This is a genomic window from Actinoplanes sp. G11-F43 (genome assembly GCF_050589265.1).
Taxonomy (GTDB): domain Bacteria; phylum Actinomycetota; class Actinomycetes; order Mycobacteriales; family Micromonosporaceae; genus Actinoplanes.
Map to the genome: position 1 here is coordinate 107,342 of NZ_JBNZCE010000025.1, position 15,212 is coordinate 122,553.

The window sequence follows — 15,212 nt, forward strand, 5'->3', positions numbered from 1 at the left end:
GTTGCCCAGTGCTTCTCGGCGATGTCGGCGCGGGCAAGACCACCTTCATCCAGCGCCTGGTCTCGGTCGAGGCACCCGAGCTCTTCGCGAACGCCTTCACCATCTATATCGATTTCGGTACGTCGACGACGCTCGGTGATCTCCGCAGGTTCGTCATCACGGAATCCGCACAACAGCTTCTGCTTCGCCACGACATCGACATCGAGGACGCGGATTTCGTCGAGGACGTCTACCGGGACGAGTTGAAGCTTCAGGACCGGCGGATTCTCGGGCGGTTGAAGGACGTCGACCCGGTCACCTACGAACGGGAGCGACTCCGATTCCTCCAGCGGCTGGTGGACGACCGGGCCGAGCATCTGACGAACAGCCTCAACCGCCTGAGTTCCCATCGTCGCCGCCAGATCGTCGTCTTCCTCGACAACATCGATCAGCGCAGCGACGAGGACCAGGAACAGGTCTTCCTCATCGCCAGCGAACTCGCGCAGAACTGGCCTGCCACCGTCTTCGTCACCCTGCGGCCGGAGACGTTCTACGCTTCCAGCCGACGGGGAGCCCTGTCGGGATATCAGCCGCGGGTGTTCACCATCGCACCGCCACGGACCGACACCATGCTCCAGCGGCGAGTGGATTTCGCTCTGCACCAGTTACGGGAGACCGGGCGGCTGGGATCGTTCCCGGCCGGTGTCACCGTCGATTCCAAGAGCCTCATCGACTTCCTTGAAGTACTGGCCGAGAACTTCCAGAACAACGAGAAGCTGCTGGAGCTGATCGACAACATCGCCGGCGGCAACATGCGCCTGGCCTTGCGCTTCGTCGTCGACTTTCTCGGCAGCGGCCACGTCAACACGGCGAAGATCCTGGCGAACCACCGGGAGCGGGGCCGATACGTCTTCTCGGTCCACGAGTTCCTGCGGGCGCTCATGTTCGGGGACTCCCCCTACTACGACGCCGAATCCTCACCGATCGCGAACCTGCTACGCATCACCCGGCCCGACGGCCGGGAACACTTTCTGCTCCCGATCCTGCTGGCCCAGGCCCAGGCCCAGGCGCTGGGCGAGCGGGGGGCGGCAGGAGGGATACGTGGGGGCCGACGCCCTGCACAGCTACTGCCAGCAGCTGGGATTCACCTCGGATCAGGTCGCGGATGCTCTCGGCTTCGCTCTCGACAACCGGTTGCTGGACGCGACACCCCGGTACACGCAGGAGGTGCAGAGCCTCTACTACCGCATCACCACGGTCGGGTCGTACACCACGAGGGTGCTGTTGGCGTATTTCGCCTACATCGACGCCGTGCTCGTCGATACGCCGGTCGTCGACGAACAGTACGCAAGGCTTGTCGAGGACGTCCCCGCGCTGGCGGACCGGGTCGCGCGTGCCGAGTACTTCCGGCTCTATCTGGACAGACAGTGGGCTCGAATCCCGGACGGGACCACCTCCTGGCAGTGGCCGGAGAACAGCGACCGGCTCCGGGCGGACATCGCCCGCGTCGGCCGGCACGCTGATCCCGAGGCGTGGCGGCACCGGGACTAGGTGTTCTGCCCGGAGAGGCCGGGAACGCGGTTGGCGGGTGGTCTGCCGATCATCGACGACGCACCGGGCCGGCTTCAATCGGCCGCGTTCGGTCCGCGAGGCGTTAGCGTGAGGCATCGAGGACCTCCCGGGTGAAACGGAACTCTCGACAAGCTCCACCTCACCCAGAGGTCCTCACCTATGTCAGGAACTCCGCCGCGTTACCAACGTCCGTGGTCAGAACGACTAGATCCAGCCGTTGGTCCGGGCGCGGTGGGCGGCCTCGATCCGGTTGCGGGTGCCGGTCTTGCCGATCGCAGCGGACAGATAGTTACGGACCGTGCTCGGGGACAGGTGCAGCCGGGCGGCGATGTCGGCGACGGTGGCGCCGTCGACGGCTGTCGCGAGCACGTCGCGTTCCCGGTCGGTGAGCGGGTTGGGTCCGGTGGACAGGGCGGTGGCGGCGAGTGCCGGGTCGATGACGCGGTCGCCGGCCAGTACCCGCCGGACGGCTGTCACCAGGTTCTCGACCGGGCCGTCCTTGACCAGGAATCCGGCCGCGCCGGCCTCCATCGCCCGGCGCAGATAGCCGGGCCGGCCGAACGTGGTGAGGATCAGCACCCGGCAGCCCGGCAGCCGGTCCCGTAGCGTGGCCGCGACGTCCAGGCCGTTGCCGTCCGGCAGCTCGATGTCCAGCAGGGCCACGTCCGGCGCGGTGCGCAGGGCGGCGCCCAGGGCTTCGGCGGCGGTTCCGGCCTGGGCGACGACGGTGATGTCCGGTTCCAGGTCCAGCAGCAGGGCGAGGGCGCCGCGCATCATGCCCTGGTCCTCGGCGAGCAGCAGCCGGATCATCGGCCCTCCCGCCTCGGCGGGAGCGCGGTCAGCAGCCGGATCATCGGCTCACCCGTCCTGGCGGGTCCGGAAGGCGTGCGGTCAGCAGCAGCCCGCCGCCGGGTGCCGGGCCCGCGTGCAGTGTGCCACCGGCGCGTTCGAGGCGTTCGGTCAGGCCGCGCAGACCGTTGCCGGGCGCCGGGGTGCCGCCGAGCCCGTCGTCGCGGACGGTGAGCACCATGTCGGTGCCGTCTGGGCCGAGGGCGATGTCGCAGCGGGTCGCCCGGCTGTGCCGCAGCACGTTGGTGAGGGCTTCGCGGAGTACCCAGCGGAACACCTCGTCCACGTCGGCCCCGCCGTCGTTGCGGACGGTGACCTCGATGCCGATGTCGGTCAGCAGGGTGCGGGTGTTCTCCAGTTCGGTCGCGAAGTCCCGTTCCCGGTATCCGGTGACGGCTTCGCGCACTTCGGCGAGCGCGGTCCGCCCGATCCGTTCGATGTCGGCTGCCTCGGCCGCGGCCCGTTCCGGGTCGGACGGGGCGAGACGGCGGACCACCTGGGCTTTCACCACCACCAGCGACAGGGTGTGGCCGAGCAGGTCGTGCAGGTCGCGGGCGAACCGCAGCCGTTCCCGTTCGACCGTGGTCCGCGCGAGTTCGTGCTGGGTGCGCCGCAGTTCGCCGACCAGCCGGGCGATCCGGGCGAACGCCACCGTCACCGAACCGGCCAGCAGGGTGATCACCGCCGTGCTGGTGACGTCACCGGCGGGCAGCCGGTGCAGCGCCCCGATCAGCACGACCATCGCGGATCCGGCGCCGACCCAGAGGAACGCCGGGATGGTGCCGGGCAGTCCGGCGGCACCGGCCGAGGCCACGAACAGCAGCAGGATCAGCCAGTCCCGCGGGTCACCGGCGAAGGCGGCCAGCCCGGTGCCGAGCGCCGCGAGCAGACCCAGCCCGGCCCGGTACGTCACCGGGCCGACGCGCGGGCCCGGATCGGTCACCGTGACGGCCGCCGAGGCGAACGCGAGCACGGTGAAGACGGCCAGGCCGATCGCGGCCACCGGCACCGAGCGGACCTGTCCGCGGGCCACCGCCAGTGCCGGCGGCAGCAGGAACCACAGCCACAGGGTGTGCGCGGCGAGCAGGAACAGAGTCCGCCGCCGTTCACCCGTCACGGCCGTCACGGTACCCGGGTCTCAGCCACGAGCGGCCGACCGCCGGTAGGCCCGGGCCGCGACGGCGCCGAAGACGACCGTCCACACCGCGAGGACCAGCAGGCCGCGCGGTTCCGGTGGCTGCCCGGCGGCCGATCGCCAGCCGAGTTCGGCGTACCGGTACGTCGGCATCACCTCGGCCAGGCGTCGCAGCGTCTCCGGGAAGTACGTCACCGGCACCAGCAGTCCACCGAGCACCGACAGGCTGAGGAAGACGAGGAAGTTGACCGACTGGGCGATCTGCGGGGTCAGCCCGTACCCGAGGGCCAGCCCGAGCAGGGCGAACGGGACGGTGCCCACCCACATCAGGGTCAGAAGCGCGGCCCACCGCCCGGCGCCGAGTTCGACACCGTGCTGGAGCCGGCCGGCCAGCCCGACGGCGAGCACCGGGGGCAGCGCGTTCACCGAGGCGAGCAGGGCTTTCACCGCGATGACCCGCCGGGGTGGCAGCGGGGTCACCCGTAGCTGCCGCAGCCAGCCGGACGCGCGTTCGCCGGAGACCGCGGCGCCGACCATCAGCACGCCGGCCACCGCCCCGTACCCGGCGAGCCCGATCATCACGGTGGCCGGGGTGTGCCCGTCGCCGGCCCAGCCGGAGAGGATCAGGTAGGTGACGACCGGGCCGATGACCGAGAATGTCAGGAGGCGGGGGTCACGGATCAGGCGCCGGGATTCGAACCGTAGGTAGGCGTACATCTCAATTCTCCGTGTTCGTCGTCAGGCTCTGGAACGCGGCGTCCAGGGAGCCGGACGCCTCCACGATCCGCTCGGGCGAGTCGTCGGCCACCACCCGGCCCGCAGCGAGCAGCACGATCCGGTCGGCGTACCGCTGGGCCTCGGGCAGCTGGTGGGTGCTGAACAGGACGGTGCGGCGGTCCGCGGCGAGTTCCCGCACGGTGTCCCAGAAGGTGGCGCGGGCGGTGACGTCCATGCCGGTGGTCGGCTCGTCCAGGACCAGCAGCTCCGGGTCCCCGGCCAGGGCGAACCCGAACCGGACCCGCTGCGCCTCGCCGCCGGACAGCCGGTCCACCCGCCGTTTCAGCAGGTCGCCGAGCCCGGCGGCGGCCAGGATCCGGTCCATCGGCAGGGGCTTCGGGGACAGTGCCCGGGCCAGTTCGAGAACCTCGCGGACGGTGGCGCCGGACACCAGCCCGGCGTCCTGCGGCATGGCTCCGGTCAGCCCGGCCCGGATCGCCGCCGACGGGCTGTGGCCGAAAACGGTCAATGTGCCGGTGTCCGGGGTGAGCAGCCCGAGAATGATCGAGAGCATGGTGGTCTTGCCCGCGCCGTTCGGGCCGAGCAGAGCGACGACGCCGCCCCGGGGCACGCTCAGATCGAGTCCGTCGACGGCTCGCACCGCACCGAAACGCCGCCCGATCCCGGTGAGCCGTATCGCGATGTCATCCATGCCGGTCACGCTACGAACGCGGTGGGCGGGCCGGCAGATCCGGTGATCCACCGCCGACGATGACAAATGTCCCACGTGGCGGGCGGGGGACCGGATGGGCTCGGCGGAGTTACCGCGGTTGCCGCAGATGTGACTGCAGGACCAGGGCGGCGGCGCCGGTGGCCGGGGCGATGGCCGCCGCCGACGACACGGTGACCGTCACCGCGCGATGCCAGGTGCGGGTGTCGGCGGGCCGCAGCCGGTCCACGATCGCCGGGCCGTAGACGAACGACGCCGCCGCGAACCCCGGCCCGGTCAGCACCACCAGGTCGATGTCGAGGAGGTTGACCACCGACTCGGCGGCGGCCGCCACGTACCGCGCGGACTCCGCCAGCAGCGCCGAGCACCGGGGCGCGCCGGCCCGCGCCGCCCGGGCCACCGCGGCGAAGCCGGCGGCCACCGCGCGTGCCGCCGCCGGATCGAGCCCGGCCTCGGCGGCCGCCACCGGGTCGGCGAGGGCCGCGGTCACCACGGTCCGCGGCCCGGCCACCACCTCCAGGCAGCCGCGGCTGCCGCACCAGCACTCCGGCCCGTCCACCCGGACACACAGGTGACCGAACCCGCCGCCACGCAGCGCCCGGCCGTCGACCACGACACCGGCGCCGATGTCACCACCCATGTGCAGCGCCGCGAACGCCCGCTCCGGGCCGACCCGGGCCACCCAGTACTCGCCGACCGCCGCCGCCGTGGTGTCGCTCTCCACCAGCACCGGCCAGCCGGTCTCCTCGCCGAGCCGCGCGCCCAGCCCGGCGGCGTCCCAGCCGCGCAGGTGCGGGACGTCGTCGCGGGCGCCCGGCCAGACCACCCCGACGCCCAGGCACCGGGCCCGGTCCACGTCCGCGGCACGCAGCAGCGCGGTGACCCCGCCGGCCAGGCCGGCGAGCAGGCCGCCGGCGCCGGGGGCGGGCCGGGCCAGCCGGGCGATCACCCCGCCGGTCTGGCCGGTCAGCACGAACGTGGTCAGATCCCGGTCCAGGTGGACGCCGACGGCCAGGCGGGCCCCCGGGTCCAGGCGCAGCAGGGTGCGCGGCTTGCCGCCGGTCGGGGTGCGCCCGTCCGTCACCACCACACCCTCGTCGAGCAGCCGGCGCACGGTCATCGACACGGCGGCCTCGGTGAGCCCGGTGACCTCGGCGAGCTCCACCCGGCTGAGCTGCCCGGCGGCCCGGATGGCGTCCAGCACGCTCTCCCGGGCGGCCGGGCGGCGCCCCCGGCCGGGCCGGCCGCGCGCGGCTCCGGCCAGATGCACCGTATCGGCCATTCCGGGACGCCTCCACCAGCGTTGACGGGCTTCGTTCAGTTGCTTAAGAATGTGGGAACCCCGGCGCGGTGACAACCCTGAGGAGTGCCCTCGATGCTGAAGACCGACCTGCACACCGGCTGGACCGTCCGGGCCGCCGGTGGTCCGGTCCCGCCCGCGATCGCCGCCACCCCGGTGCCCGCGACGGTCCCCGGCACGGTGCACACCGATCTGCTCGCGGCCGGCCTGATCCCGGACCCCTTTCTGGGTACGAACGAGGCCGAGCTGGCCTGGTTCCACCGCAGCGCCTGGATCTACGACACCACGGTGACCGCCGGGCCGGCCGTCGACGGCGAACGGGTCGACCTGGTCCTCGACGGCCTGGACACGGTCGCCACGGTCACCTTCGGCGGCGGTGAGCTGGGCCGCACCCGCAACATGCATCGCGGCTACCGCTTCGACGTGCGCCACCTGCTGCACGACGGGCCGATCCCGCTGAGTGTGCGGTTCGACTCGGCACTCGACTACGCCGAGCGGATCGAACGGGAGCTGGGCGCGCGGCCCAGGCCGTACCCGCACCCGTTCAACGCCGTACGCAAAATGGCCTGCTCCTTCGGTTGGGATTGGGGTCCCGACCTGCAGACGGCCGGCATCTGGAAGGGCGTGCGCCTGGAGCGCTGGCACACCGCGCGCCTGGCCGGCGTCCGGCCGCTGGCCACCAGCGACCGGCTCACCGTGCACGTCGAGATCGAGCGCGCCTCGGAGGCCCCGGTCACCGTCGAGGTGACCGTCGGCACCCACAGCGCGATCATCGAGCTGCCCGGCGGCGTCGACCAGGGCGCGATCGAGCTGGCCGTCCCGGACGCCGAGCTGTGGTGGCCGGCCGGCCACGGTGACCAGCCGCTGTCCGACGTGGCGGTGATCCTGCGGGACGGCGCCGAGACCCTCGACGAGCACCGCACCCGGGTCGGGTTCCGCGACGTCAGCCTGGACGAGGGCGCCGACGAGCACGGCAGCCGCTTCACCCTGTCGGTGAACGGCCGGGAGATCTTCGTGCTCGGCCTGAACTGGATCCCCGAGGACCACCTGCTCACCCGGATCACCCGGGCCCGCCTGGAGGCGGCGGTGGACCGGGCCGTCGCCGCGAACGCCAACCTGCTGCGGGTCTGGGGCGGCGGCATCTGGGAGACCGACGACTTCTACGACGTCTGCGACGAGCGCGGCATCCTGGTCTGGCAGGACTTCCCGCTGGCTTGCGCGGCCTACAGCGAGGACGACCCGATCCGGTCGGAGATCCTCGCCGAGGCCCGGGAGAACGTCACCCGGCTCGCCCCGCACCCCTCGCTGATCCTGTGGAACGGCGGGAACGAGAACATCTGGGGGTACGAGGACTGGGGCTGGAAGGCCGAACTGGACGGTGCCACCTGGGGTGCCCGCTACTACTACGAGGACTTCCCGGCGCTGCTGTCCGAACTCGACCCGACCCGGCCGTACCATCCGGGCAGCCCGTCCAGCCCGCTGTTCGCCGGGGTGCACCCCAACGACGACCGGCACGGCACCCGGCACGAGTGGGAGGCCTGGAACCGGCAGGACTACACGCACCACGACGGGTTCGTGCCCCGGTTCTGCTCCGAGTTCGGCTGGCAGGCGCCACCCACCTGGGCCACCCTCACCGCCGCGCTCGCCCCCGATGACCTGCGCAAGGACTCGGCGGCGTTCCTGCTGCACCAGAAGGCCGAGGACGGCAACGGCAAACTCGACCGCGGGCTGGCCCACCACATGCGGGTGCCCACCGACTTCGGTGACTGGCACTGGGCCACCCAGCTGAACCAGGCGCGGGCCACCGCGTACGCGATCGGGCATCTGCGCGGGCACGCGCCGCGCACCATGGGCAGCATCATCTGGCAGCTCAACGACTGCTGGCCGGTCACCTCGTGGGCGATGGTCGACGGGGCCGGGCGGCTCAAACCGGCCTGGTACGCCCTGCGCCGGGCGTACGCGCCGAACGCCCTGGGTTTCACCCGCCGCGGCGACCGGCTGCTGCTCGCGGTGATCAACGACAGTGACCGGCCGTGGCGGGAGAGCGTCCGGTTCCGGCGGCTGCGGTTCGACGGCACCGCGCTCGCCTCGTCGGAGATCTCCGACATCGTGGTCGCGCCCCGCTCGGTGGCCCTGGTCGACGTCGACCCCGCGCTGCTCGCCGCGGTCGCCCCGGAATCGGAGGTGCTGGTCGCCGACGCTGCCGGGCTTCGCGCCACGCACCTGTTCGCCGAGGACAAAGACCTCAAATACGACCCCGCCGCGGTACGGGCCCACACGGTGGCCGCCCCGGGTGGTTACGCCGTGACCGTGACCGCGGCGTCGTTCGCCCGGGACGTGGCGGTGCTCGCCGACCGGGTCGCCCCGGACGCCGTCGTCGACGACATGCTGATCGACCTGCTGCCGGGGGAGACCCACACCTTCACGGTCACCACCACGGCCTCGGTCGACGCCGAGATCTTCGGGGCGCCCGAGGTGCTGCGCTCGGCGAACGCGATCTGATGCACGTCGGCCTGGTGCTCACCGCCGGCGCCGCCCAGGTCGGTGTCGAACCGTTCTTCATGGAACTGATCGCCGGCATGGAGGAGGTGCTGCTCCCGCACGGCCTCACCGTCCTGCTGCTGGTGGTGCCGGACGCTTCGGCTGAGCTCGGCACCTACCGGCGCTGGGCGGCCGACCACACGGTCCGGGCCGTGGTGGTGGTGAACCTGGTCCACGACGATCCACGGCCATCTCTTCTGGAGAAGGCCGGCTTGCCCGCGGTGCTCGCCGGGCGTACCGAATCGCCGGGTTTCTCCCGGGTCGTCACCGACGACGCCGGGGCTCTGACCGTGGCCGTCGACCTGCTCGCCGAGTTCGGGCACCGGGTGATCGGGCGGGTCACCGGACCGGCCGGACTCGTGCACACCGCCGACCGCACCACCGCCATGCTCGCCGCCGCCGCCCGCCACGACATCCGGGTGCATCTCGTCGAAGGCGACTACAGCGCCGAATCCGGGATCCGGGGCATCCGGGAACTCCTCGGCACCACACCGGCACCCACCGCGGTCGTCTTCGACAACGACGTGATGGCCGTCGCCGCCTCCCGATCCGGCATCGACGTCCCCGGGCGGGTCAGCCTGATCGTGCACGACGACTCGCCACTCTGCGAACTCGCCGAACCGCCGCTCGCCGCCCTCAGCATCGACGTGCACGACCACGGCCGGGTCCTCGGCCGCGCGGTCCTCGCCACCCTGGACGGGGAGCCACCCACCGACCATCCCGGTCCACCCGTCCGGGTGCTGCGCCGGGCCAGCATAGGGTGGGCGCGATGAGCTTCGACGTCACCGCCTTCCGCGCCCACTTCCCGTCCCTCGACTCCGGCCTGGCCTTCTTCGACGGCCCCGGCGGCACCCAGACACCCCGCCCGGTCGCCGAGGCGATCATGGCCACGATGACCAGCCCGATCTCCAACCGGGGCACGGTCAGCGCCACCGAACTGCGCGCCGGGCAGGTGGTCGCCGACTTCCGGGCCGCGTACGCCGACCTGCTCGGTGTCCCCGCCGACGGCATCGTGCACGGGCGCAGCGCCACCCAGCTCACCTACGACTTCTCCCGGCACCTGGCCAAGACCTGGCGCCCCGGCGACGAGATCGTGGTCAGCCGGCTCGACCACGACAGCAACATCCGCCCGTGGCTCCAGGCCGCCACCGCCGCCGGGGTCACCGTGCGCTGGCTGGAGATCGACCCGGCGACCACCGAACTGATCCTGCCGGACTCGTTCTCCGAGCGGACCCGCCTGGTCGCGGTCACCGCCGCCTCCAACGTGCTCGGCACCGTACCGCCGATCCGGCGGATCGCCGACCTGGCCCACGCGGCCGGGGCCCTGCTGTACGTGGACGGGGTGCACTACGCCGCGCACCGGTTCGTGGACGTTCCCGCGCTCGGGGCCGACCTGTTCGTGTGCTCGCCGTACAAGTTCTTCGGCCCGCACTGCGGGGTGCTCGCCGCCGATCCGGCGCTGCTGGCGTCGCTGTGGCCGGACAAGCTGATCCCGTCGTCGGACGCGGTGCCGGAGCGGTTCGAGTTCGGGACCCTGCCGTACGAGCAACTCGCCGGAGCGACCGCGGCCGTCTCCTTCCTCGCCGCGTCCTCTCCCGCGTCCCAGTCCTCCTCTCCGTCGTCCTCGTTTTCCTCCCGGCGTGCCGGGCTCGAACGGTCATTCCAGGCCGTGCACGCCCACGAGAGCATGCTGCGGGCGCGGGTGGAGTCTGGATTGGGGGCTTTCGCCGTGCACTCGGTGGCCGCTGACCGTACCCCCACCCTGCTGGTCAGCCTGGACGGCCGGGACGCCCGGGACATCCAGAAGTTCCTGGCCGCCCGGGACGTCCTGGCGCCGGCCGGCTCGTTCTACGCGCACGAGCCGTTCGAGGCGCTCCAGCTGCCGAACCCGTCGTTGCGGATCGGTCTCGCCGCCTACAACACGGTTGGTGAGGTGGACCGGTTGCTCGACGGTTTGAGCGCCTCTGTGGCTTGACCCTTCCGTCTTCGGCCCGTCCCCGATGTCATCGTCCCCGGTCTCACCCTCCTGACCCGGTGCCCGGCGCCACGCCGGTGATCGCCTCGGTCTCCCGCGCCAGCATGCCCAGAAGGTCGCCGCCGTCCCGGTTCAGGAGCATCACCCCCACCCAGCCCGACTCCGGGAAGACGGTCCAGTTCGCGCCCACCCCCGGATTGCCGCCGGCCCGCTGATAGGTCCACTGACCTGCGAAAATCTCCACCCCGATGCCGTACGCGCCGAACGACGCCGGCCCGGTCGGCACTCGGGGTCCCATCATCACGTCCCGCCACGGCCGCTGCAGCAGGGTGCCGTCGTGCAGCGCCCGCACGAACCGGATCAGATCCGGCCCGGTGGCGAAACCGCCGTCGCCGGGCGGATCGATGAAGATCCGGCCCGGGTTCTTGCCGCGGACGTGCCCGAGAGGGCTGCCCCGGTCCAGGTGGTGCAGGGCGTCCAGGTGGCCGCCGTCGATTTCCATGTACGGGTGTGCGACGGTCCGGTCGCTGAGCCACTGCTCCCGGGTCAGGAATCCGGAACGGGTCATGCCGGCACGGCGGAAGATGTGCTTCTCCACGTAATCCCAGTAGGACATTCCGGAGACGGCTTCCACGATCAGCGCCGGGATCGTGGTGTTCGCCTCCTGATGGGTGTCGCCGGGTAGTCCCGGCGTGCCGGTGAGCCGGGCCTGGCGTGCGCGCCGGGCATAGAAGTCGTGCACCTCCCGCCGGCTGTGGGTGATCCGCCGCACCTCCTCGGGCGGGGCGTCCGTCCCCGAGGCCCCGGACAGCAGGTGGTGGAGGGTGACCCGCTCGGCGATCTCCCGCGGGAACCCGGTCAGGAACTCACCCACGCTGCTGTCGAGCCGCAGTCTGCCCTGCTGGGCGAGCTGCAGCACGGCGATCGTCCCGAACGGTTTGCCCGCCGAACTCAGCGTGAACCGCGTCTGTTCGGAGTTGCGCACGCCCCGCTCCTCGTCGGCCATCCCGTAGGCCCGGGACAGCACGGTCCGCCCACGGTGCGCCAGCATGACCACGCCGGAGAACCGTCCCTGCTCAGCCAGCTCCCTGACATACCGGTCGTATGCGGCGATCCTCTCCCGGTCCGGCCCGGTGCCTCCGAGCCGGTCGCTTTCCCGGCCGGCTCCCGGGTCCTCCGTCCGGTTCCCGGCACTGTTCCGGGCGCTGTTCCGGGCGCTGTTCCGGGCCGCGTCGGCGGCTCCGGCGGTGGCGACGACCGTGGCGGCAGCGGCCAGCGGGGCGGCCCCGGCCGCCGAGAGCAGGGTCCGCCGCCGTAGCGATTTCTCATCCATGAACCTCACTGAAGAGCCCAGGCTGTTGCCGCACCGTATGCGATTCTCCATACGCCCCCGCAACATCACTTGCCGTCCAATGACCGGATGACCCGCCGGATCGTCCGCAGCAGCCTGGCTCTTCTCGCCATCACAGCCATCCTGTACGCCCTACGCCGCCCCCTCCTGATGTCAGCCCCCGCGTGCATGGCCGGCGAATGGTCCCGCTGCCTGACCAACGAGAACGGCATAGTCTTCATGACCTTGGCCGGCACCCCGATAGCCCTCCTGGCAGCCACCCTCCTGACCCTCCTCCGCCGATCCCTGCCTGGCCGCCCCCTGCTCCGCCGATCCCTGCCCGGCCGCCCCCTGCTCCGCCGATCCCTGACCGGCCGCCCCCTGCTCCGTCGACCTCTGTTCGGCGGGCCCCTGCTCCGTCGACCTCTGTTCGGCGGGCCGCTGCTCCGTCGACCTCTGTTCGACCGACTTTTGCTCCGCCCGCCTTTGCTCCGTCGACCTCTGTTTGACCGGCCTCTGCTCCGCCGGCCGTCTCTGCTCCGCCGATCCACCCCCGACTCCGCCCGCCCGCACCCCTCGCCATCTGTTTCTCCGGACTCTCTGTCGAAGTCGTGGCGGAAGTCGCTCGCGGAAGTCGGCATGATCTACGGAACGGTTCCGATGATCGCGCTGACCATGTCACCAGGCCCCGGGGCGGGAACCGTCCCCGGCCGGGTGAGCCTGTTCCCTCTGGCCGACCTGATCGACATGGGCCCGTTCGGCATCATCGCCAACCTGCTGATCTTCGCAGCGCTGGGCTTTTTCGCCCCGATCCGTTTCGCGGTGATGGCATCACCTCTCCGCATGCTGGCACTGGGAGCGACCTGCTCGATCCTGGTCGAGACCGCCCAGTACGCACTCCGACTGGACCGCGTCTCCTCGATCGACGACGTGCTGATCAACGCGGTAGGCGCCCTCCTGGCAGGCCTGGCATCCCGCCGTTGGTGGCACACCCCAACACCCAGTTCGCCTCCCACCCCCGTCTCGCCCCCTTCGCCCTTCTCGCCGGCTTCACCCGTCTTGCCCGTCTCGTCGGTCTCGCCCATCGTGGATCGGCTGGTTCCTGTCCCTGTCTCGCCCGTCTCGCCCGTCTCGTCTGTCTCGTCTGTCTCGCCTGTCTCGTCGGTCTCGCCCGTCATGGACCGGCTGGTTCCTGTCCCTGTCCCGCCTGTCCCGCCTGTCTCGTCGGTCTCGCCCGTCATGGATCGGCTGGTTCCCGCCCCGGTCTCGCCTAGTGCGGATCAGCCGGATTCCTCGTCCCCCCGAATCGGCTGAATAGGGTTCCAGGCATGCGTGTTCTGATCGTGGAGGACGAGCCCTTTCTGGCCGAGGCCGTCCGTGACGGGCTGCGGCTGGAGGCGATCGCCGCGGACATCGCCGGTGACGGAGACCGAGCCTTGGAGATGCTCGACGTCAACGCGTACGACATCGCGGTCCTCGACCGTGACATCCCCGGCCCGTCCGGTGACGAGATCGCCCGGCACATCGTCGCCTCCGGTAGCGGCATCCCGATCCTGATGCTCACCGCCGCCGACCGCATCGACGACAAGGCCTCCGGTTTCGGGCTCGGTGCCGACGACTACCTCACCAAGCCTTTCGACCTGCGGGAACTCGTCCTCCGCCTGCGCGCTCTCGACCGCCGGCGCGCCCACGCCCGCCCGCCGGTGCGGGAGATCGCCGGCCTGCGCCTGGACCCCTTCCGTCGTGAGGTGTACCGCGACGGCCGCTACATCGCGCTCACCCGCAAACAGTTCGCCGTCCTGGAGGTGCTGGTCGCCGCCGATGGGGGAGTGGTCAGCGCCGAGGATCTGCTGGAACGGGCCTGGGACGAGAACGCCGACCCCCTGACCAATGCGGTCCGGATCACCGTCTCCGCCCTGCGTAAACGCCTCGGTGAACCCTGGGTGATCGGCACCGTCGCCGGAGCCGGTTACCGCATCGAGGGGCCCGGCCGTTGAGCGTCCGCCTCAAGCTCACCCTCAGCTACGCCGGATTCCTCCTGGTCGCTGGCGTCCTCCTGCTCGCCGCCGTGTGGGTCTTCCTGCTGAGTTACATCCCCGATCGCCTCCTCATCGACCCCGCCTTCACCGAGAACACCGGTGTCTTCCCGGTCCGCTCCAACCTCCTGCGGGTCTTCGCTCCACGAGCCGCCGCGGTGCTCGGTTTCCTCCTGGTCTTCGGCCTGGTGGGTGGCTGGATCCTCGCCGGGCGGATGCTCGCCCCGCTGGCCCGGATCACCGAGGCGACCCGCACGGCCGCGGCCGGATCACTGGCCCACCGCATCCGGCTGACCGGGCGCGAGGACGAGTTTCGTGAGCTGGCCGACGCCTTCGACACCATGCTCGCCCGGCTCGAATCGCACGTCGGCGAGCAGGAGAGGTTCGCCGCCAACGCCTCCCACGAGCTGCGCACCCCGCTCGCGGTCTCCCGGGCGCTGCTCGACGTGGCCCGTAGGGATCCGGACCGGATCGATCGTGACCTCGTCGAGCGCCTGCACACGGTCAACACCCGGGCCATCGAACTGACCGAGGCCCTGCTGTTGCTCAGTCGTGGGGACCTGCGTGGTGATGGCGACCTGCTCGACCGGTCGCCGGTCGACCTCTCCCTGATCGCCGAGGAGGCCGTCGAGACGCTGCTGCCCCTGGCCGGGCGACGGGGCGTCACCGTCGCGGTGACCGGCGACCAGACCGTGGTCCACGGCTCCGCGGAGCTGCTGGCGAGAATGGCGATCAACCTGGTCCAGAACGCCATCGTCCACAACCTGGCCACCGGTGGCACCGTGACGGTCCACACCGGCGTGCCCGGCGAACTGCGTGTCGAGAACACCGGACCTCTCCTTCCGCCCTCGTTGATGCCCACGCTCCTGGAGCCCTTCCAGCGCGGAGACGGGCGTGTCCGCACCGGCGAGCACGCCGCCGTCGGCCTGGGGCTGGCCATCGTGCACAGCGTCGTCCGCGCCCACAAAGGCACCCTCGACCTGGTCGCCCGTCCGGGCGGTGGCCTGCTCGTGGCGGTCACTATACCCGCCTGAACTGGGTATGCATC

Annotated in this window: 13 protein-coding genes and 1 pseudogene; 7 read left to right on the plus strand and 7 right to left on the minus strand. The window is 71.5% G+C overall.

Annotated features, from left to right (window positions below):
- The first annotated feature begins 8 nt into the window (after positions 1 to 8).
- On the plus strand, positions 9 to 1,502 hold the full coding sequence (locus ACQ0O7_RS29195) for a hypothetical protein (protein ID WP_430786715.1): 1,494 nt from the start codon (positions 9 to 11) through the stop codon (positions 1,500 to 1,502).
- A gap of 46 nt (positions 1,503 to 1,548) precedes the next feature.
- Here ACQ0O7_RS29195 and ACQ0O7_RS29200 read toward each other — a convergent pair.
- From ACQ0O7_RS29200 to ACQ0O7_RS29225, 6 genes and pseudogenes are all read right to left on the minus strand, one after another.
- Positions 1,549 to 1,647: pseudogene (locus ACQ0O7_RS29200) on the minus strand (IS481 family transposase); the annotation flags it as partial.
- 108 nt (positions 1,648 to 1,755) lie between these two features.
- On the minus strand, positions 1,756 to 2,361 hold the full coding sequence (locus tag ACQ0O7_RS29205) for a response regulator transcription factor (RefSeq protein ID WP_430786470.1): 606 nt from the start codon (positions 2,359 to 2,361) through the stop codon (positions 1,756 to 1,758).
- Positions 2,362 to 2,401: 40 nt separating this feature from the next.
- Positions 2,402 to 3,517, minus strand: coding sequence for a sensor histidine kinase (locus ACQ0O7_RS29210; RefSeq protein WP_430786472.1), 1,116 nt, complete (start codon positions 3,515 to 3,517; stop codon positions 2,402 to 2,404).
- Between the two features lie 21 nt (positions 3,518 to 3,538).
- Positions 3,539 to 4,252: an ABC transporter permease gene (locus tag ACQ0O7_RS29215; protein ID WP_430786474.1), complete on the minus strand. Its 714-nt coding sequence runs from the start codon at positions 4,250 to 4,252 to the stop codon at positions 3,539 to 3,541.
- A 1-nt stretch (position 4,253) separates the two neighbouring features.
- Positions 4,254 to 4,964 (minus strand): ABC transporter ATP-binding protein, encoded by a 711-nt coding sequence (locus ACQ0O7_RS29220; protein ID WP_430786476.1) that lies wholly within the window; start codon positions 4,962 to 4,964, stop codon positions 4,254 to 4,256.
- A gap of 109 nt (positions 4,965 to 5,073) precedes the next feature.
- Positions 5,074 to 6,264 (minus strand): ROK family protein, encoded by a 1,191-nt coding sequence (locus ACQ0O7_RS29225; RefSeq protein ID WP_430786478.1) that lies wholly within the window; start codon positions 6,262 to 6,264, stop codon positions 5,074 to 5,076.
- 93 nt (positions 6,265 to 6,357) lie between these two features.
- Between ACQ0O7_RS29225 and ACQ0O7_RS29230 the strand changes: the two genes are divergently transcribed.
- Genes ACQ0O7_RS29230 through ACQ0O7_RS29240 form a run of 3 tightly spaced genes read left to right on the plus strand, consistent with a single transcriptional unit; the run spans position 6,358 to position 10,798 of the window.
- Positions 6,358 to 8,784 carry a glycoside hydrolase family 2 protein gene (locus ACQ0O7_RS29230; RefSeq protein WP_430786480.1) on the plus strand — a complete coding sequence of 809 codons (2,427 nt, stop codon included), beginning with the start codon at positions 6,358 to 6,360 and terminating at the stop codon, positions 8,782 to 8,784.
- Entirely contained in the window at positions 8,784 to 9,596 is an 813-nt protein-coding gene (locus ACQ0O7_RS29235; protein WP_430786482.1) for a LacI family DNA-binding transcriptional regulator, read from the plus strand. The genes ACQ0O7_RS29230 and ACQ0O7_RS29235 overlap by 1 nt, the downstream gene beginning before the upstream one ends.
- A complete protein-coding gene (locus ACQ0O7_RS29240) occupies positions 9,593 to 10,798 on the plus strand; it encodes a cysteine desulfurase-like protein (protein WP_430786484.1) in 1,206 nt (401 codons plus the stop codon). Before ACQ0O7_RS29235 ends, ACQ0O7_RS29240 begins: the two co-directional genes overlap by 4 nt.
- Positions 10,799 to 10,841: 43 nt before the next feature.
- On the opposite strand, the gene ACQ0O7_RS29245 is transcribed toward ACQ0O7_RS29240, so the two are convergent.
- Positions 10,842 to 12,131, minus strand: coding sequence for a serine hydrolase domain-containing protein (locus ACQ0O7_RS29245; protein WP_430786486.1), 1,290 nt, complete (start codon positions 12,129 to 12,131; stop codon positions 10,842 to 10,844).
- Between the two features lie 636 nt (positions 12,132 to 12,767).
- Here ACQ0O7_RS29245 and ACQ0O7_RS29250 point away from each other — a divergent pair.
- Genes ACQ0O7_RS29250 through ACQ0O7_RS29260 form a run of 3 tightly spaced genes read left to right on the plus strand, consistent with a single transcriptional unit; the run spans position 12,768 to position 15,198 of the window.
- Entirely contained in the window at positions 12,768 to 13,442 is a 675-nt protein-coding gene (locus ACQ0O7_RS29250; protein ID WP_430786488.1) for a VanZ family protein, read from the plus strand.
- A gap of 14 nt (positions 13,443 to 13,456) precedes the next feature.
- Complete coding sequence (locus tag ACQ0O7_RS29255; protein WP_430786490.1) at positions 13,457 to 14,125, plus strand: response regulator transcription factor; 669 nt, start codon at positions 13,457 to 13,459, stop codon at positions 14,123 to 14,125.
- Positions 14,122 to 15,198 carry a sensor histidine kinase gene (locus ACQ0O7_RS29260; RefSeq protein ID WP_430786492.1) on the plus strand — a complete coding sequence of 359 codons (1,077 nt, stop codon included), beginning with the start codon at positions 14,122 to 14,124 and terminating at the stop codon, positions 15,196 to 15,198. The genes ACQ0O7_RS29255 and ACQ0O7_RS29260 overlap by 4 nt, the downstream gene beginning before the upstream one ends.
- Positions 15,199 to 15,212: the final 14 nt, after the last annotated feature.